Genomic DNA, 18871 nt, shown 5'->3' with positions numbered 1-18871 from the left:
CAGCACGCCTCTTCGCCCATAAAAAACGCCACCGCAAGGTGGCGTTTTTTATGGCTGTCCGGCTCAATCGGCCAGGGCATTGCGCCCGCGCGGGCGGGGCAGGGCACGCCACAGCTTGCGCGCCGTCACCAGGAAGGGGCGCAGGATGAGCACGCTCAGGCGGCTGTAGCGCTCGTTGTCCCTGGGGCCGACCCCGAAGGAGAGGGGCTCGGGCTGGCTGCTGGTCACATAGAGGGTGCCAAACCACCAGTCCCAGAGCGAGAGGTTGGTGCCGAAGTTGTGGTTGAAGTGGCGGGGATCCCGGCTGTGGTGGATCTGGTGCTGGGCCGGGCTGTTGAAGATGTGCTCGAGCACGGGACCAAACGAGAGCCAGACATGGGTGTGGCGCAGGTTGGCGGCCAGGGAGTTGAACACCAGCACCAGGTAGCTCACCCCGAACAGGGTGTAGGGGCGCACGGTGCCGCCACACAACCAGTAGAAGGCGCCGGCGTAGAGGGCGAGACAGCTCCCCTTGACCAGCATCTCGCACAGCTTTTCCACCAGATGGATGCGGCTTGCCGTCGGCGGCACCATCACGGTCGCGCTGTGGTGCACCTTGTGAAACTCCCAGAGCCAGCGACTGTGGAAGGCGCGGTGCAGCCAGTAATGCACCAGATCGCTGATGAGGAAGACGCCCAGGCCATAGAGCATCATCAGCCAGCTCGCCTGGGCCAGCCGGGGGCGTTCACCCCAGAGCCGGGTCAGGGCCGATTGGACATCCTCCGCCTGCAGCAGCCAGGGGTGAAGCAGGGCCAGGATCGGCAGGATCAGCGCCACATGGAGCAGTGCCCGCACCAGATAGTATTGGTAGTCGAGCAGAGCCGAGGGGTGCAGCCAGACGGCCTGCCCCCCGAGAAAACCGGCAAAGCTGCGGACGTCGGGATCCCCCTGGCGACGGCGATGGCGATAGAGCAGATAGGCGATCGTGCCCGAGACCAGCAGGAAGGGGGCCCCCAGGCGCCCGTTGAAGTCGAGCAATCCGGTGAGGCAGTGCCAGAGCGGCGTGATCAGCCACTGCTGCACGGGGTCAAAGAGAAGGGTCAGTCTGTCCATGGGGTCCATACCGTGAGCGTCCGGGCGGCGGCATTCTAAATGTAAATCACTCTCGATAAAAGTTTATCAATGGGCCTTTGTCATCCTGGTTTGCGAGGGGATGACGGCAGGGGCTGTCAGGCGCAATAGAACGCCGCGGCCATCGGGCTTTAGCCTTGTGGATCAATCCTCTACAATGAGCGACTATTTGCGCGCCCGCCACTGGCCGGGTCTGCGCCCAGCCTCAGTACCGGATGCCTCGATGACGTTTTCACTCTCCTCAAGCTCTTTTGCCGTGCGCGCGTTGCCGCTGTTTGTCACCCTGTTCCTTGCGGGCTGCGCCAGCGATCCGGGAGCCCCTGCGCAGGATGCGGCGGCCATCGCCAAGTTGCCCAAGGCGATGCAGCCGCGCAAGCCGGCCGACATGAAGACCCGCATCGTGCGCTTTCTGCCAAGACAGGTGCCGGACAAGCAGGGGTGGGCCAACGACGTGGTGACGGCCCTCACCAGCCAGGGACTCACAGTCAGTGATCACAACGTCTGCTCAGTGCTGGCGGTGGCGGAGCAGGAAGCCACTTACCAGGCCGATCCCGTAGTACCCAATTTAAGCAAGATCGCCTGGAAGGAGATCAACGCTCGCGCCGGCAAGCTGCTGATCCCGGAGTTTGTGGTGCGCACGGCCCTTTCGATCAACTCTCCTACCGGCAAGACCTATGCCGAGCGCATCGATCGGGTGCGCACCGAGCGGGAGATGAGCGAGATCTTTGAAGACATGATCGGGGAAGTGCCGATGGGCAAGCAGCTCTTTGGCAACATGAACCCGGTGCGCACCGGCGGCCCCATGCAGGTGAGCATCGCCTTTGCCGAGGCCAATGCCCGTGGCTATCCCTATCCCGTCAAGGACAGCATCCGCCACGAAGTCTTTACCCGTCGCGGCGGCATCTGGTTCGGCACCAAGCACATCTTCGGCTACCCGGCCGACTACCCCGACACCCTCTATCGCTTCGCCGATTTCAATGCGGGCTGGTACGCAAGCCGCAATGCCGCCTTCCAGGCCGCGGTCAGCCGCCTGAGCGGCAAGAGCCTGGCGCTTGACGGGGATCTTATTCGCTACAACTCCGACAAGCCCGGCAATACCGAGCTGGCAGTTTACAGCCTCGCCAGCCGGGTCAATATGAGCAAAAAGGCCATCAGCCAGAGCCTGCGTCTGGGGGATAGCAGCGACTTTGCCAAGAGCGATCTCTACCACAGGGTCTTCGCCCTGGCAGACAAGCAGGCGGGCAAGCGGCTGCCCCGCGCCATCCTGCCGGGCATCCAGCTAAAGAGCCCCAAGATCACCCGCAACCTCACCACCGCCTGGTTTGCCAAGTGGGTGGATGACAGGGAGCAAGCCTGCGTCAGAAAGATGGCGACGATCCGCTAGTCGCACCATCAGGATGCTTGTTCGGCCGCTATTTACACGAGTCATGAGGCTTGGTGTGATGGAGGCTGATTTATTGCCCCCATATTTCAACCTTGTCTTCGTTGATGGCAATGACTTGGGTATTGCTGATAGGGCAAAGCGCAATTTTGTCGGACAGGGTTGAAATGATATTGTCTACCGTCTCTTTGAATGGCGCATTTGTATGATGTGGCAGGGGGTAAATTGGAACCAATCCCAATGAGGAAAGTGACCTCAAGTCAGGAGCCGCATCCATATCATCCATCGTTCTCACATAGCCGATGTCAGGTGAGAGCACGATAGAACCCGCCGATTCGCCTATATAGAGTTTTCCCGCCTTGACTTGTTGGACAATGATGTTGTCCGCTCCCGTTCTTTTCAGCTCTTGCAGCAAGAAAAAGGTATTGCCACCAGAGACATAGATGTAGTCATTGCTCTCGATTCTGGCTGATATCTCTTGCGGCATGGCCGTTGAGATATCCAGTACATCTATGCTCATTCCCATCGCCTGAAGAGATTTTTTCGCGTCTTCTACATAGAAATTGATTGTTTCATGGATGCTTGCTGTCGGAATGAAAGTCACCGTTTTGCCTTTGCATGATCCCTTCGTGAACAGAGGGAATAAATCAGCCACGTCTGCGAAAGAGGAAGTCAAAAATAAACGTTTCATTTTTCAGCCCTTGTCATGAAGCGATATGACCCAGCCATTATTTGGCGGGTGAGCAAAGGGGAATGATCTGTCTGCATTGCGGATACCCATGGCATCCCCAAAACTGATTTCCTTTATTTTCCCCCCGATTGGCGGTGCGCAGCACCATGGTGTTGCCGCATCTGGGGCAAGTCGGCACCTCAACCCTGTTTGCCTGAGCGGTAGTGGGTGGCGTGGAAGGGGGTGGGCGAGTCGGCTCACTGGCGGGCACAGGCTGGGCGAAAGCCCCGTGGCGTGCCTTGAGTTGTGCCACATGTTGTCTGTGAGTCTGCCAGTTGGCGGCCAGTCTCCCCTGCTGGATGGTATCGACCACCTGAGTAACGTCGGCCTGGGTCAATACCGGCGTGGTTTTATCCTTGATATAGCGAATGATCCCGCGGTTCATCACGTTGTCCGGCATGGGGGTTTTGAAAGTGCAGTCGCCAATAAAATAGATGACGGAGTGAAGCTGGTGGTCCGCCAGCCCCAGCAGGGATCTGAGGGTCATCACATGCAGATGGTTCTGGCGCAGGGGATTTTGAAAGCTGTGCCTGCGGCGATAGATCTGCTGGGTCCAGGTTTTATGGGCAGGATTGCCGAATATCCATCCCTTCATGTTTTTGGTCTCTATCACGAATATTCCGAAGCGGGAGACGATCACATGATCAATCTGGGTCGTGCCCTGCGGGGTGGGCAGGGTCACGTCCTTGAGCAGGTGGTATTCCCGCTTGTCGAGAAAGAGCCGGATACCGAGGTTGAGCAAGCCTTCCCCCATCATCCCCTTGAACCAGGGGGTCTTGATCAGGGCGGCAATCAGCAGCAGGGGCAGCAGATACCAAAGCTGGGCCAACAGAGGGGCAATGATGGGAGTGAAGTCCATTTCAACTCGCTTGTCAGGATTGAGAGGTAGCTGCGGGGATCACATCCCGGCAGGTCGGTAAACGCAGTCACTCAAGTTGCCCAGCACAGTCTTGGTGCTCTGTGGAGTGGGAGCGAAGCTGGCCATCTTCTTGTCATCGACATAGACGTCGAACGCGCTGGCCTTGGTAATGACCTCAAGGAAAGAGGCCCAGGCATTGTCACCATTGCGCCAGCCCAGTTTTTCCGGCAGCCAGTAGCCGTTGCCATCGATCAGCAGTTCGACCTTGCGGTTATCGGCGGGGGAGAGATCCTGCCCGTTTGCCAGCGCAAAGCTGACGCCGGTGAGGTCACCATTTTCCGAATAACCCACGTCGCAGCTGAGGGTGAAGGTATCTCCTTGCTCATTTTTGATGACGTGCTCCGCCACCCCCTGACCGAAGCCGCCGCTCCAGACATTGGGAATGGCCAATGCGGCCGGGGTCAGCAGGCTGGTGGCCAGCAGCAAGATAATGGAACGCATGGTCTCTCCTGTTCAGATGGGGGGGGATGCCCAATTGAACCATCTTAACGATTTCATCAGGATGAATATGTGATTGATTGCACTAACTCGGTGACGAGATTGGAGGATGGCAGGGAAAAAGAAGGCAGTGATCCGAGGGAAGGGGAGAGAGCACAAGCCCCGCAACAGGGCTTGTGATGAGACGAAAGAGTTAGAAACTCATGGCCAGCCCGACGGAATAACCGCTGGTATGGCGGCTGAACATGTATCTGGCCACCAGGCGGGTGCGGGTGACGAAGATATCGTACTTGCTGCTATCTAGCTCCAGCCCCAGCCCCAACGAGTTGAGGGAGTTGAAGCCGAGCTGACCGCGCTGATCCCCGAGATATTCGGTGCGGGCCCCTTCCAGTACATAGCGCAGGGGGCGATCTAGCAGAGTCCAGTCCAGCAGGGGGGCGCGGCGGCGCAGATAGAGCCCGAGGTTTTCCGCCTCGGCAGACCCGCGCACGCTGTGGGAGGTGCCGCCAAAGCTTTGCAGGTGCTGGTAGGAGTAGCGCAGCTCGGCATCGATATCCTGGGCGGGAGAGAAGAGCTCGTAATCGAGCATCATGGAGCCCCCCAGACCATAGACGTTGAGCTGGCCACCATCGAGAAAGTCCAGTGAATAGCCCCGGGTACGCTCCAACAGCCAGCTGCCGATCCGCAGATCGCTGGCCACCACGCCAAGAGAGACGTTGGCGATGGGGCGAAGTACCCAGTGTCCCCCTTGTTCATCCCGGTGCAGGGAAAAATCCCAGCCGACGCCCCCCGAGGCGGTCAGGCTGTTCCAGCGGGTCGGAATGGTGCGGCTCTCGGTGCCATTGCTCATGACGAACTGGGGATCGTAACGACTGAATCCTATTGCCCCCTCCAGATAGACGGGGATCTGGTCGCTCATGGTTGAGCCACCGCCAAACTGGGTCATGGCGAGGGCTGCCGACTGGTTGGTGCCGCTGCCGATATTGAGATCGCTGGCGGTGATATCCGGCACGACCGTGTAGGTCATCAGGGCGATCACCGCATTGGCGCGTTCCTGCGCCCGAGCGGGATCCAGCTGGCCTGCATTGGCGGATAGGGTGGGAAGCGCCAGTAAAAGCGGCAGCAGCCAGAGAGGGGAAATATGCATGATGAGGTTCCGATCCGAGACATCCTGTCTTTTGCCTACTGTAACGGGCCTGTGGCCAATGTCACCAGTGGCGAGCTTGCCAATATTTTGATGGTTATCGAATGAGGCTGTTTTATTCTCTCGAATCAGCATTCAAGAAGTGCCTGGTCATCGCGTCCGTGGCGGCAAGAGCCCTTATCCTGACCCAGGTCAAGGGAGTGGAAAATAGTTGGGTGGGCGCCGGAAAAAGAGAGAGAAGTGAATATAATCAATCAATTGATAGAGAAAACAGGAGCGCGTGATGAACAGACTGGGACTGGCTGGCAAGATGTTGCTGGCAATTTGCCTGCCATTATTGGCGCTGGTGTTTTTCGCTGGCCACTACGTGTACGACCGTTATCGGGTGTCGCAGGAGATGGAGCAGGCCCAGCAGATGCTGGTGCTCGTCAAGAGCAGTGCCCAGCTGGTTCATGAGCTGCAAAAAGAGCGGGGCATGTCGGCGGGGTTTATCGGCTCGGCTGGCAGCAAGTTTGCCGATGCCCTGCCACAACAGCGGGCGGCGGTGGATGAGGCCATCGCCAGATTTCGGGCCGAGGATCAGGGGATCGCCCATGAGCAGGCGGATCAGGGGCTGGCCCAGCTGGCCGGGATCCGCGATCAGGTCAGTCAGTTGACCATAGAAGCGCCTCGTCAGGTGGCCTTCTATAGCCAGTTGATCGCCTCCCTGCTGGGGGTGGTAGACGAGATCAGCCTGCGCAGCCGGGATGCAGGCATCGCCCTGCAGACCAACGCCTATGCCGCCTTCCTGCAAAACAAGGAGCGCATGGGGATGGAGCGGGCAACCCTGAGCAACGTGTTTGCCAAAGACAGCTTCACGCCCGCCGCCCTGCAGCAGTTCATGTCGCTGCTCGCTTCCCAGCAGAGCTATCTCGAGCGTTTTCGGGCGGTTGCCACGGATGAACAGATAGGGTTGCTCGATACCCTGCTGCAGTCTCCCGTGATGGGGGAGGTCAGCAAGCTGGAGCAGGTTGCACTCGAAAAAATGGCGCAAGGGGGTTTTGGCGTTGATCCCGAACAGTGGTTTGCGGTCAGTACCAAGAAGATCGATCTGCTCAAACAGGGTGAAGATCAGCTCTACCAGCAACTCTTTGAGCGGGTAGCGCAGATGCAGATCAGCAGCCAGCACAACTTCTGGTGGGGTACCCTGGCGGTGCTGGTCTGTTTGCTGTTGACCTGTCTCATCAGCTGGAAGGTACTGCGGGATCTGCATCTGGGCTTTGTCGCCCTGCACCGCACCTTCTCCCGTCTGGTCAATGAAAATGATCTGACGGTGCGGGTGAACTGGCAGTCCGGCGACGAGCTGGGAGCGCTTTCCCGGGATCTGAACCAGTTCCTGCAACACCTCGAAGGCTTGCTGTGCGAAGTGCGCCGCTCCTGCGATGTGCTGACGCGCAGTGCTTTTGCCTCCAACGAGGTGATCGCCGAAGTCAACGAGGGGGTCGAGCGCGGGGTGGGGCAGGTAGATCTGGTGGCAACCGCTGCTACTGAAATGGCGTCCACCGTGGCCGAGATTGCCCGCAATGCGACCCAGACCTCCCAGGCAACCCAGCAGGCCATCGGCCGTGCCCGCCAGGGGGACAAGGAGGTGGATCAGACCATCGCCGCCATCGCCCAGGTGGCCGATACCCTCACCCAGACCCGCCAGCTGGTCAACAACCTGCATCAGGATACCGAGTCGGCAGTGGAGGCCCTGAGCCTTATCAAGCAGATCTCCGATCGCACCAACCTGCTGGCTCTCAATGCGGCTATCGAGGCAGCGCGGGCCGGGGAGTCCGGGCGAGGCTTTGCAGTGGTGGCCGACGAGGTGCGCACCCTGGCCAACCGTACCCAGCAGGCGGCCGATGATATCGAACAGATGCTCTCCCGCCTGCGTTCTGGCGCCAGTCAGGCGGTCGTGGCCATGCAGTCGGGCAGCGAACAGGCGGCGCTCAGCGTCACCGAAGCGAAACGGGCTGGCAGCGAGCTGACCGATATAGTGGACGAGGTGCGTAAGGTAAGCGAGATGACAGCTCAGGTGGCCACCGCCACCGAGGAGCAGCGCTACGTCACCGACGATATCCAGAACAACATGCTGACCATTCGCGAGGTGTACGAGGCGCATCGCCAGCACTCCGCTACCCTGCAAAAAAACAGCACAGAGCTGGATCAGCTGGCCCGCGAGCTGGCGGGGCGTATCGCCTGTTTCCGGCTGATGGAGCCCCCCGCTTCCCACTGAGCCATTAATACCTAAAGCTTGGCCTGCCCTTGCCGATATCTGAAAAGAGATCGCGTGGAGGGCAGGCAATTGAACGCTTGGGTGTTAGGGTTGGTCAGCATATCAGTGAGTATGCAGTTGCAGGCGGGGGTCACCGAATTCGGTGCCGGCTTGGATCAATCCGTCTGGCGTTTGACCTCTGACAGCCAGATCGAGTGCCGTCTCGAACATCCCATTCCCAACTGGGGCACGGGGGCTTTCGTCAGCCGTGCCGGCCGCAAGATCAACCTCGATTTCGAGCTAAAAGGAAAGCGTCCCCAAGCCCAGACCCAGACGGTGAGCCTCGGCATCATGCCGCCCATGTGGCGCCCCGGCATCGCCGGGCGGGAAGTGAGCCAGCTGCGTTTCTTCAAGCAGTTCGATGGACTGGTCGACGGGCAGACCGCCTGGACCATGCTGGACGAGCTGGAAGGGGGGCGCATGCCGACCTTTCAATATCGGGACTGGTATCGCCAGAACCGGGCGGTGCGGGTCTCCCTCTCTTCAGTCAATTTCCGGGTCAAGTACCAGGCATTCCTCGACTGCCTGAGCGGCTTGCTGCCCTACAGCTTCAACGACATCGCCTTTAGCGTGCTCACTTACGACAAGAACAGCGATCAGCTCTCCATCTCCTCCAAGCGGCGGCTGGCGATGATCAGCGAGTTCATCAAGGCGGACAAGAGCATCGACGTGGTGGTGATCGACGCCTACAGCGACAGCTACGGTGGTCGCTGGCCGAACCAGAAGCTCTCGGAGAAGCGGGCCGACGCCATCAAAAAGGTGTTTGTCGATCTGGGGCTGGATCCCGGCAAGATCTCGGTAGAGGGGCACGGCGAGAAGCAGCACGTCGCCTCCAACGAGACCGAGCAGGGCCGCGCCAAGAACCGGCGGGTGGTGATCAGCATGGGCCGCAATGGCGAGATTTGAGCACTGCCACAGACATAAAAAAGAGCGCCAGGGCGCTCTTTTTTATCTTCTGCGGATTGGGTATCAGTGGCTGTCGCCCAGTCCCATGCCGGCGTCTTTCTTGGCGATCAGCTCAATCTTGTAACCGTCCGGATCTTCGACGAAGGCGATGACGGTGGTGCCGCCCTTGACCGGGCCCGGCTCGCGAGTGATCTTGGCGCCGGCGGCGCGCAGGGCATCACAGGTGGCATAGATGTCGTCCGCTTCCAGGGCGATGTGGCCATAGGCAGTGCCCAGTTCATACTCGCTCACCCCCCAGTTGTAGGTGAGCTCGATGACGGCTTCATCCTTCTCGTCACCGTAACCGACGAAGGCCAGGGTGTACTTGTACTCGCTGTTCTCGCTCTGGCGCAGCAGCTTCATGCCAAGTACGCGAGTGTAGAAGTCGATGGAGCGTTGCAGATCGCCCACACGCAACATGGTATGCAGAATTCTCATTGCTCAGTTCTCCGGGTAGTTTTCTCTTTGTATTCACACAGGGCTTCGATACGCGAGAAGCCGCTGCCGCAGATGTTCGCGAGCGAGGCCGGTATGGCTGAAGGGCGCAGGAGCCCTGCGGTTCAGCTCACCTTGTTCAGGTCACCGGGCTCAGCTCTCCGGGTAGACCTTTTCTTTGTACTCGCACAAGTCTTCGATGATACAGGAGCCGCAGCGCGGTTTGCGAGCCAGACAGGTGTAGCGTCCGTGCAGGATCAGCCAGTGGTGCACGTCCAGCTTGAACTCGGCAGGGACCACCTTGAGCAGCTTCTCTTCCACCTGATCCACGTTCTTGCCCACCGCAAAACCGGTGCGGTTCGACACGCGAAAGATATGGGTGTCGACGGCGATGGTGGGCCAGCCAAAGGCGGTATTGAGCACCACATTGGCCGTCTTGCGACCCACCCCAGGCAGGGCCTCCAGCGCCTCGCGATTTTCCGGCACCTCGCCGCCGTGACGCTCGAGCAGTATGGTGCAGGTCTTGATGACGTTCTCGGCCTTGGTGTTAAAGAGGCCAATGGTCTTGATGTACTCCTTCACCCCGTCCACCCCGAGGGCCAGCATGGCCGCCGGGGTATTGGCCACGGCGTAGAGCTTGTCGGTCGCCTTGTTGACGCTCACATCGGTCGCCTGGGCCGAGAGCAGCACGGCGATCAGGAGCTCAAACGGCGAGTTGAAGTTGAGCTCGGTCGTGGGGTGGGGATTGTGCTCCCGCAGCCGCTCCAGGATCTGGCGGCGTTTCTGGTTGTTCATGGCTCCCTCTTGTCTCAGAGCTGGGTTGCCCGCGCTCTGGCGGGGGGCACGCTGCAGTGGGCGACGGTGGCCGACTGCTTTTCGTGGCGCCAGTCGTTGATGGCATTCTTGGCGGCGATAAGCAGCCCCAGACCGATGAAGCCGCCCGGCGGCAAAATGGCCAGCAGCAGGCTGGCATCGGCGTGGAACAGCTCGATGCGCAGGGATTTGGCCCAGTCGCCGAGCAGCAGTTCGGCACCATCAAACAGGGTGCCCATGCCGATGATCTCGCGCATCGCCCCCAGCAGCAGCAACACCAGGGTGAAGCCCAACCCCATCATGAAGCCGTCGATGACGGCCAGCAGCGGCGGGTTCTTGGAGGCATAGGCCTCGGCCCGGCCGATGATGACGCAGTTGGTGACGATGAGCGCGATAAAGATGCCGAGCGCCTGATAGAGCCCGTAGGTGTAGGCGTTCATCAGCAGCTGCACGCTGGTCACCAGGGAGGCGATGATCATCACGTAGACCGGGATGCGGATATCTTTCGGCACCCAGTTGCGCACCAGGGAGACGGCGAGGTTTGAGCCGATCAATACCGCCATGGTGGCCAGCCCCAGCCCCAGGGCGTTGGTAAAGGTGGAGGAGACGGCGAGGGTCGGGCACAAGCCCAGCACCTGCACCAGAGAGGGGTTGTTCTTCCACAGCCCCTGCACCATCAGCTCCTTGAATTCGTGTTTGCGGTTGTCCGGCTCGGCTGTCGGGACCGTGCCCGTTTCAATCTGTTCCATCTGTGTCATGACGGGATCGACTCCGGTTATTGGGCCGCCGGACAGGCCGGGGCGTTGCTTAGCCATTCGGGATGCTTTTGTTGCAGCGTCAGCAGGTTCTTCACCGCCTTGACCACGGCGCGCGGCGTGATGGTGGCGCCGGTGAAGGCATCGAACTCGCCGCCATCCTTGGTCACCGCCCAGCTGGCCTCGTTGTCCGCACTCAGGAACTTGCCGGCGAAGCTGTTGATCCAGCCCGATTTTTTCAGCTCAATCTTGTCGCCAAGGCCAGGGGTCTCCTTGTGCTCGAGCACCCGCACCGCGCTGATCGTGCCTTTGGCATCGATGCCGACAATCAGGCGGATGGCTCCACTGTAACCGTCCGGCGCTATGGTCTCCAGTGCATAGCCGGTGGCGATGCCCCCCTTGGTGGCGGTATAGAGGGCCTGGGGTTGATCGCTGCCCAGGTATTTGCGGCTGGTCACCAGCTTGCAGCTGGCCACCAGATCGTTGTCATAACTTCCCTCAGGCAGCAGGGCCGAGAGGGTTTGCAACTTTTCCCGCTGCTGCTGCTGGGCCACTTTCTCTTTGGTCAATTCGTGGGTCAGCACCACCAGTGCGGTGCAGCCCAGCGCGAACAGGGCCAGGATCAGGCCGTTTTTTCGCATGCTCTTTAACATGACAGGGCTCCGGCGGCGGTGACAAGAGGACGAAGAGAGATCATTTGCGACGGGCTCCATACACTTTCGGGCGAGTCAGGCTGTCGATCAGCGGGACGCAGAGGTTGGCCAGAAGCACGGCAAAGGCAAAGGCATCCGGGTAGCCGCCAAAGCGACGAATAATGTAGACCAGCACGCCGATCAGCACCCCGTAAGCCAGGCGGCCACGGGGCGTGGTGCTGGCCGTCACCGGGTCGGTTGCGATAAAGAAGGCCCCCAGCATGGTGGCGCCGCTGAACAGATGGAAGATGGGGGTGCCGGTGGCATCCGGGCTCAGCAGATAGCCGAGGGTGGCAGAGACCAGCAGGGCGCCGAGCACAGCCACCGTAATGCGCCAGTTGATCACCTTCTGTTGCAGCAGGAACAGGCCCCCCAGCAGGTAGCCCAGGTTTACCCAGCTCCAGCCGATGCCGCCCCAGCCTTCAAACAGCGGGCCGCTCAGAATTTCGCTGGTGGTCAGCCCCTGGGTCAGGCCCGTCTTCAGGGTATCGAGCGGGGTGGCCATGGTGAGGCCATCCACCCCTTGTTTGAGCTGGGCCATGCTGTAGCCGTCGAGGCTAAAACCGGTGAAGATCACCGACAGGGCGTCGCCAAGACCCAGGTCATAGGCCCGCACGCTCTCTGGCGGCAACCAGCTGGTCATCTGCACCGGGAAGGAGACCAGCAGCAGCACATAGGCCACCATGGCCGGGTTGAACAGGTTCTGGCCAAGGCCACCATAGAGGTGCTTGGCGATGATGACGGCAAACGCCGTGCCCACCACCAGCATCCACCAGGGCAGCAGTGGCGGCAGGGAGAGGCCGATCAGCACGGCGGTCAGTGCCGCGCTGCCATCCAGCAGGGTGGGCTTGATGGCCCGGCCACGCAGCTTGAGCACCAGCGCCTCACAGCCCAGCGCGGTCACCAGCGCCAGCAGGATCTGGATAAGGGTGCCCCAGCCGAAGAACCAGGTCTGGGCCAGAAAACCCGGCACGCAGGCGAGGATCACCAGCAGCATCAGGGTTCGGGTCTGTTTGCGGTTATGGGCAAACGGCGCAGTCGCGATATTGAACATGGAGAAGTCGGTTACCTCTGTTGTAACGATCAGTGTGGCGATGAGCCTTCGCTCGGCGACGTTTCAGTGGCACTGGCACCGGTATTGGCCGCCGCTTGTGCCGCCAGCTTCTTGGCCTTGGCCCGGGCCACGGCGGCGGCAATGGCCGCCTTCTTGGGGTCGACCTCTGTGCTGGCCGGCTCGGCTGGGGCCTCGCTTGCTTCAGGGGCCGGCGTCGCCTCTACCTGATTGCCTTCGCCGTTTTGGGCCAGCTTCTTGGCTTTGGCACGAGCGATGGCGGCGGCAATGGCCGCCTTCTTGGGGTCGACCTCGGTGCCTGCCGGCTCGGCCGGGGTCTCGCTTGCTTCAGGGGCTGGTGCTGCCTCTAGCTTATTGCCTTCGCCGCTTTGAACCAGCTTCTTGGCCTTGGCACGAGCGATGGCGGCGGCAATGGCTGCCTTCTTGGGGTCGACCTCGGGGCTTGCCGGTTCGGCTGGGGCCTCGTTTGCTTCAGCGATTGGTGCAGCCTCTACCTGAACACCTTCCCCGCTTTGGGCCAGCTTCTTGGCCTTGGCGCGAGCGATGGCGGCGGCAATGGCTGCCTTTTTGGGGTCAACCTCGGTGCTGGCCGGCTCGGCCGGGGCTTCGCTTGCCTCAATGATTGGTGCAGCATCTACCTGATTGTCCTCACCGCCTTGGGCCAGCTTCTTGGCCTTGGCACGAGCGATGGCCGCGGCAATGGCTGCCTTCTTGGGATCGACCTCGGTGCTGGCCGGTTCAGCCTGAGCCACTTTGTTGTCAGCGGTTGGTTCGGTGGCATCAGCCTCATCGCCAGCCTGGGCTTTCTTGGCCTTGGCACGGGCAATGGCCGCCGCGATGGCGGCTTTTTTCGGATCGCTATCGGCCTCGGTGCTCACAGGCGCATCTGATGTTGCGGTCTGCGCAGCCTCGGCGTCACCGCTATGGGCGGTTTTCCTGGCTTTGGCCCGCGCCAGTGCAGCGGCGATGGCCGCTTTTTTCGGATCCGCCTCGGCAGTGGCTGTGGTGTCACTCGCTGCGGCAACCGACGCTTCGGCCGCCTTGGCGGCGCGGCGCGCTTCTGCCTCCCGTTTGCGAGCCTCGCGGGCGGCGATCACTGCGCTGTTGTCGGGCAAGCCTTGTGCGGTGGCGGCAACGGCCGTGACAGGGGCCTCCTGCTTGGCCTTGATGCGGGCAAGGGCCGCAGCCACCGGGTCTTCACCCCCGGCGGCCGTCATGGCCTGACGGCGCTGGGCGGCGGCTTCGGCGTGGCGAGCCTCGCGGGCCGCTTTTTCCCGCTCGAAACGGGCCTGCTTGGCCTCGAAGCGTTGCTTGGCACGCTCGGCTTTCTCGGCTTCGGCACGCGCCTCGCGAATATCGTCCTTGGCAATCTTGTAGTACTGCACCAGCGGGATTTCGCTCGGGCAAACCCAGGCGCAGGCACCGCATTCGATGCAGTCGAACAGGTTGAGCTGCTCGGCCTTGTCGTATTCCTTGGCCCGGCTGTACCAGTAGAGCTCCTGGGGCAGCAGGGTGGCCGGACAGGCATCGGCACAGGCGCTGCAACGGATGCAGGCCTGTTCCGGACCGGGGAAGGGCAGTTCGGCACGGGTCGGCGCCAGCAGGCAGTTGGTCGCCTTGACCACGGGCACCATGGCGTGGGGCAGGGTAAAGCCCATCATGGGGCCCCCCATGATGACCCGCTGGTCCGCCTCGGGTTGCAGCTCGAAGCGTTGCAGCAGCCAGCGCACCGGCGTGCCCAGGCGTACCCAGGCGTTGCCGGGCTGTTTGAAGCTGTCGCCGGTGAGAGTGACGATCCGTTCGATCAGCGGCTCGCCGTCGATGATGGCGCGCTTGATGGCAAACACGGTGGCGACATTGAGCACCATGATGCCAATATCGACCGCCCGGCCCCCCTTGGGCACCTGACGACCGGTGAGCAGTTCAATGGTCTGTTTGGCACCGCCCGAGGGGTACTTGGTGGGCACCGTTTTGACCAGCACGTCCTCGTCGGTGGCGTGGCGGGTCAGCTGGTCGATGGCTTCCGGCTTGTTGTCTTCCACCCCGATCAGGGTGAGCTTGGGTTTGAGCAGGTGCTTGAGTACCCGGATGCCATCCATGATTTCGTCGGCATATTGCTGCATCAGCCGATCGTCGGTGGTGATGTAGGGCTCGCACTCCAACCCGTTGACGATCAGGATCTCGGTGAGCTGGCCGCGACCGTCAAGCTTGCTGTGGGTGGGGAAGACGGCGCCCCCGAGGCCCGCGATGCCCGCCTGCTGGATGCGCTCGAGCAGCTCGCCCCGCTCCAGATTCCAGTAGTCGGGTTTGCCATTGCGCTCGCCCCAGGCATCCTCGCCATCCGGGGTGAGGGTGATGCAGAGATCGTCGAGGCCGGAGGGGTGGGCAACCGTGTGGTTGCCAATCTCGGTGATGGTGCCCGAGGTGGGGGCATGAACCGGCACGATCCGCCCCTTGGCATAACGGGTCAGGGGCTGGCCCTTCTTGACCCGATCACCCACCTGCACCAGCAGATCGCCAGCCAGGCCTGCGTGCTGGCGCACCGGAATGATGAGTTGTGGCGGCAGACCTGCGTTTACTACCGGGGTCTGGCTCGACTGACGTTTGTTGTCGGCCGGATGAATGCCGCCGTGAAAATCCCACAAGGTGCCGGCTTTGATATGTTCGAGTAAGGACTGCATGGTTACTCCACTACCTTGACCGGGATGATGACGTTGTTGAGATCCCACTTCCAGTTATCGACCGTGGTCGGCACCGGGATCATCTCGATGCAATCGGTGGGGCAGGGGTCGACACAGAGATCGCAGCCGGTACATTCGCTGGCGATCACGGTGTGCATCGCCTTGGTGGCGCCGACGATGGCGTCTACCGGGCAGGCCTGGATGCACTTGGTGCAACCGATGCACTGATCTTCGTGGATAAAGGCGACCTTCTTGACCGGCACGGCGGCCTCGTCCCCCCCGCCGAGCGGCTGGGGCTCGACCCCCATCAGATCGGCAATCTTGCGCATGGTGGCGTCACCACCGGGCACGCACTTGTTGATGGCGTCGCCACCTGCAACCGCCTCGGCGTAGGGTTTGCAGCCCGGGTAGCCGCACTGGCCGCACTGGGTCTGGGGAAGCAGGGCGTCGAGCTGATCGACGACGGGATCCTCCTCCACATGAAACTTGACGGCGGCAAAGCCCAGGATAATCCCGAACGCCAGCGCCAGCAGGGTGAGCACCAGAATGGCAAAGAGAATATGGATCATGGTTATATCTTGATTAGGCCGGTAAAGCCCATAAAGGCCAGCGACATCAGGCCGGCAGTGATCATGGCAATCGAGACCCCGCGAAAGGGGGCGGGCACATCGGCGGCCACCAGTCGCTCGCGCATGGCGGCAAACAGGATCAGCACCAGCGAGAAGCCAAGCGCCGCGCCAAAGCCGTAAATCACGCTCTGGATAAAATTGTGGCGCTCATTGATGCTCAGCAGCGCCACCCCGAGTACGGCGCAGTTGGTGGTGATGAGGGGCAGGAAGATCCCCAGCAGGCGATAGAGGGTGGGGCTGCTCTTGCGCACCACCATCTCGGTAAATTGCACCACCACGGCGATCACCAGGATAAAGGCGAGGGTGCGCAGGTAGACGATATCCAGCGGCAGCAGGATATAGTGCTCCACCAGATAGGAGCTGGCACTGGCGAGGGTCATCACGAAGGTGGTGGCGAGCCCCATGCCGATGGCGGTTTCCAGCTTGCCGGAGACCCCCATGAAGGGGCACAGGCCGAGGAATTTCACCAGCACGAAGTTGTTAACCAGCACGGTGCCGATCAATAAAAGCAGGTACTCAGTCATCGAATGTCGGGTTATCCGGTTTGAAGGCGGGCGGTATTATCTGATTTTAGGGCACGTTAAACAACCGCAAGGGGGCAGGGTTATTATGCAACCGGATAATTTGCCCGCGGTTTTGCTCAAGATGACGGCAGGGACGTGATCAGTTCGAACATGATGGTCGATTGAGGTTCAGAATCATGTTACGAGATCTCTAATCTTAAAGCTGGCCGACATTGGTGTCAGGCCAGTTCAGATACCTGGTTTTCCCCCTGATGGCCACTGGCAGCCACCCCAGAGCATTGTCGTTGGTTTGCTTGAGGCCACATTCCCAGATTTTGAATACTCTCCAGCCAGCTTCGTACAGCAGAGCATCAACCTTTGCATCGCGAGTAGTGTTTGCCGCAAATTTCTGCAGCCAGAATTTGGTATTGCTCTTGGGTGTTGCAGCAAAAGAACAGCCTGGATGGCGATGCCAGAAGCATCCATGCACGAAGATGCAAAGCCTATAGCGGGGAAGAACGATATCAGGTTTGCCGGGAAGATCTTTCACATGCAGTCTGAAACGAAATCCCCGAGCGTGGAGGTATTTGCGCAACAGAATTTCGGGGCGGGTATTTTTACTCCTGATACCGGACATCATCGCTGAACGGGTTTTTGTATCAACAACATCCACGCTTTTACTTCCCGCTTATTGAGCTTCCTGGTATCTTTACGGCCTGATCAAAAACACAGTAATTTGCCATGAACAATTTTTCATCATCCATCCCCGTCGTCGATTTGTTTGCCGGTCCCGGTGGGTTGGGTGAGGGCTTCTCCTCTCTCAATGATGGCAGGGCATTTGAGATTCAGGTTTCCGCAGAGAGAGATCCCGTCGCCCATCAGACATTGAAACTTCGTGCGTTTTACCGATTGCTCAAGAGTCACAAGCCCGAGTTTATTCAAGACTACTACCAGTTTTGCAATGGCTATGCCGAGAGTCCGTTCACAGAAAACACCATTGATCTTTGGGAAAAAGCGGAAAAAGAGGCGTTGTGCCTAGAGATTGGCAGTGAATCAGGCAACCAAGAGCTTGACCAAGCTATAGCCAGAGCGCTTGGAAGAAAGAGTGAATCACAACCATGGGTTCTGATCGGGGGCCCTCCCTGCCAAGCTTATTCCATTGCCGGACGTTCAAGGAACAAAGGGAAATCGGGTTACAAGCCGGAAGAAGACCATCGTCATTTTCTCTATAAAGAGTATCTGCGAATCATTCAAAAGAATCGCCCAGATATTTTTGTCATGGAAAATGTCAAGGGGATTTTGTCTTCAAAAATAAATGGAGATTTTATTTTCCATCAGATTCTTCGTGACTTGGCCAATCCAAATGCTGCTCTGAGCATGCCTGATGATGAGTTGCGTTACCATATAGTTTCCTTGGTAAGTGACGAAGTATTCAAGGATGGTGATGATCCCAAATCGCTCGATGCCAAGAAGTTCATCATTCAGGCCGAGGAGTATGGAATTCCGCAGGCCCGTCACCGTGTGATTCTTCTGGGTATTCGCAGTGATCGTGTTTGTACCGAATTGCCGAAACTGCCAAAGCTGTCAAAGTCAGATGCTGTGACTGTCAAACAGGTCATCGGGAATATGCCTGCATTGCGAAGCAAGCTCAGCAAGCAAAGTGATTCATATGTAAACTGGGAGTCTTCGGTAAGAGACCAGTTGATGTCCCTTAGCGTGTTTGCACAAATGGGACCGGAGCAGATAGCACCTCTTTCGGCAAGATTGATTGCAGCTGCAGAACACTTGAATGCACAAGAAACAGGCGGGTTGCGCTGGACTAAATCTGATGAACTGGAAGGTGCTACAGGAATTAGTGAGTTAGATCGTTGGTATTCGGATTACAATCTGAAAATCTGGTTGAATCATGAAACTAGAGGACATCGCATCGACGATCTGGCACGTTACGGGTTTGCCGCATGTTTTGCCGAAGAGCATTCTCGTTCACCAAAAGGCCACACTGATTTTTGCCTGCCAGGACTCGCTCCGGATCACAAGAATTGGGAATCAGGTCAGTTCTCTGACAGGTTCAGGGTGCAAGTGGCTGATGCGCCATCCACGACAATTACCAGTCATATATCCAAGGATGGTCATTACTTTATCCACTACGATCCGACACAATGCCGTAGTTTAACAGTAAGAGAAGCTGCACGTTTACAGACATTTCCTGACAATTACTTCTTTCATGGAGGAAGAACACAGCAGTACCATCAAGTCGGTAATGCAGTTCCACCATTGTTGGCACGTAAAATAGCAAAAATAGTATTTAAAATACTTAAAAGTTAAAGA

General features: G+C 59.4%; 18 protein-coding genes. 4 read left to right on the top strand and 14 right to left on the bottom strand.

Going from position 1 to position 18871, the window contains the following annotated elements; genetic code table 11:
• Nucleotides 1–63: 63 nt before the first annotated feature.
• A complete protein-coding gene (locus tag I6L37_RS18310; protein ID WP_042070054.1) occupies nucleotides 64–1092 on the bottom strand; it encodes a sterol desaturase family protein in 1029 nt (342 codons plus the stop codon).
• 241 nt (nucleotides 1093–1333) lie between these two features.
• Between I6L37_RS18310 and I6L37_RS18305 the strand changes: the two genes are divergently transcribed.
• A complete protein-coding gene (locus tag I6L37_RS18305) occupies nucleotides 1334–2494 on the top strand; it encodes a DUF1615 domain-containing protein (RefSeq protein ID WP_216994205.1) in 1161 nt (386 codons plus the stop codon).
• Between the two features lie 70 nt (nucleotides 2495–2564).
• Here I6L37_RS18305 and I6L37_RS18300 read toward each other — a convergent pair whose 3' ends face one another.
• The 4 genes from I6L37_RS18300 to I6L37_RS18285 form a co-directional block, all read right to left on the bottom strand.
• Nucleotides 2565–3182: a Type 1 glutamine amidotransferase-like domain-containing protein gene (locus I6L37_RS18300; RefSeq protein WP_216992617.1), complete on the bottom strand. Its 618-nt coding sequence runs from the start codon at nucleotides 3180–3182 to the stop codon at nucleotides 2565–2567.
• Nucleotides 3183–3219: 37 nt separating this feature from the next.
• Entirely contained in the window at nucleotides 3220–4080 is an 861-nt protein-coding gene (locus tag I6L37_RS18295) for a nuclease-related domain-containing protein (protein WP_216992616.1), read from the bottom strand.
• Nucleotides 4081–4119: 39 nt separating this feature from the next.
• Entirely contained in the window at nucleotides 4120–4581 is a 462-nt protein-coding gene (locus I6L37_RS18290; protein WP_026456558.1) for a hypothetical protein, read from the bottom strand.
• Between the two features lie 190 nt (nucleotides 4582–4771).
• Nucleotides 4772–5725, bottom strand: coding sequence for a hypothetical protein (locus tag I6L37_RS18285; protein WP_216992615.1), 954 nt, complete (start codon nucleotides 5723–5725; stop codon nucleotides 4772–4774).
• A gap of 280 nt (nucleotides 5726–6005) precedes the next feature.
• On the opposite strand from I6L37_RS18285, the gene I6L37_RS18280 reads away from it, so the two are divergent.
• Both I6L37_RS18280 and I6L37_RS18275 read left to right on the top strand, forming a co-directional pair.
• Complete coding sequence (locus tag I6L37_RS18280; protein ID WP_124238807.1) at nucleotides 6006–7979, top strand: methyl-accepting chemotaxis protein; 1974 nt, start codon at nucleotides 6006–6008, stop codon at nucleotides 7977–7979.
• 69 nt (nucleotides 7980–8048) lie between these two features.
• The gene (locus I6L37_RS18275) at nucleotides 8049–8924 is read left to right on the top strand and encodes an OmpA family protein (protein WP_185377951.1); all 876 of its coding nucleotides are present in this window, start codon (nucleotides 8049–8051) and stop codon (nucleotides 8922–8924) included.
• A 63-nt stretch (nucleotides 8925–8987) separates the two neighbouring features.
• Here I6L37_RS18275 and gloA read toward each other — a convergent pair whose 3' ends face one another.
• The 9 genes from gloA to I6L37_RS18230 form a co-directional block, all read right to left on the bottom strand.
• Nucleotides 8988–9401 (bottom strand): lactoylglutathione lyase, encoded by a 414-nt coding sequence (gloA, locus tag I6L37_RS18270; protein WP_026458785.1) that lies wholly within the window; start codon nucleotides 9399–9401, stop codon nucleotides 8988–8990.
• A 150-nt stretch (nucleotides 9402–9551) separates the two neighbouring features.
• Nucleotides 9552–10193, bottom strand: coding sequence for an endonuclease III (gene nth / locus I6L37_RS18265; protein ID WP_061475723.1), 642 nt, complete (start codon nucleotides 10191–10193; stop codon nucleotides 9552–9554).
• 14 nt (nucleotides 10194–10207) lie between these two features.
• On the bottom strand, nucleotides 10208–10960 hold the full coding sequence (locus tag I6L37_RS18260; RefSeq protein WP_216994204.1) for an electron transport complex subunit E: 753 nt from the start codon (nucleotides 10958–10960) through the stop codon (nucleotides 10208–10210).
• Between the two features lie 26 nt (nucleotides 10961–10986).
• Nucleotides 10987–11619, bottom strand: a complete 633-nt coding sequence (gene rsxG / locus I6L37_RS18255; RefSeq protein WP_216992614.1) for an electron transport complex subunit RsxG — start codon at nucleotides 11617–11619, stop codon at nucleotides 10987–10989.
• A gap of 40 nt (nucleotides 11620–11659) precedes the next feature.
• Nucleotides 11660–12712, bottom strand: a complete 1053-nt coding sequence (rsxD, locus tag I6L37_RS18250; RefSeq protein ID WP_042069891.1) for an electron transport complex subunit RsxD — start codon at nucleotides 12710–12712, stop codon at nucleotides 11660–11662.
• A 29-nt stretch (nucleotides 12713–12741) separates the two neighbouring features.
• Nucleotides 12742–15411: an electron transport complex subunit RsxC gene (gene rsxC, locus I6L37_RS18245; protein WP_216992613.1), complete on the bottom strand. Its 2670-nt coding sequence runs from the start codon at nucleotides 15409–15411 to the stop codon at nucleotides 12742–12744.
• Nucleotides 15412–15413: 2 nt separating this feature from the next.
• The gene (gene rsxB / locus I6L37_RS18240; RefSeq protein ID WP_026458166.1) at nucleotides 15414–15980 is read right to left on the bottom strand and encodes an electron transport complex subunit RsxB; all 567 of its coding nucleotides are present in this window, start codon (nucleotides 15978–15980) and stop codon (nucleotides 15414–15416) included.
• Between the two features lie 2 nt (nucleotides 15981–15982).
• A complete protein-coding gene (gene rsxA / locus I6L37_RS18235; protein WP_042028612.1) occupies nucleotides 15983–16564 on the bottom strand; it encodes an electron transport complex subunit RsxA in 582 nt (193 codons plus the stop codon).
• A 196-nt stretch (nucleotides 16565–16760) separates the two neighbouring features.
• Complete coding sequence (locus tag I6L37_RS18230; protein ID WP_216992612.1) at nucleotides 16761–17216, bottom strand: very short patch repair endonuclease; 456 nt, start codon at nucleotides 17214–17216, stop codon at nucleotides 16761–16763.
• A gap of 68 nt (nucleotides 17217–17284) precedes the next feature.
• Between I6L37_RS18230 and I6L37_RS18225 the strand changes: the two genes are divergently transcribed.
• The gene (locus tag I6L37_RS18225; RefSeq protein WP_216992611.1) at nucleotides 17285–18868 is read left to right on the top strand and encodes a DNA cytosine methyltransferase; all 1584 of its coding nucleotides are present in this window, start codon (nucleotides 17285–17287) and stop codon (nucleotides 18866–18868) included.
• Nucleotides 18869–18871 lie beyond the last annotated feature (3 nt).

It is taken from the genome of Aeromonas sp. FDAARGOS 1407 (genome assembly GCF_019048725.1).
In the GTDB taxonomy this organism is placed as follows: Bacteria; Pseudomonadota; Gammaproteobacteria; order Enterobacterales; family Aeromonadaceae; genus Aeromonas; species Aeromonas enteropelogenes.
The sequence above is the reverse complement of the archived record's forward strand: the minus strand, read 5'-3'. Positions and strand labels throughout refer to the sequence as shown.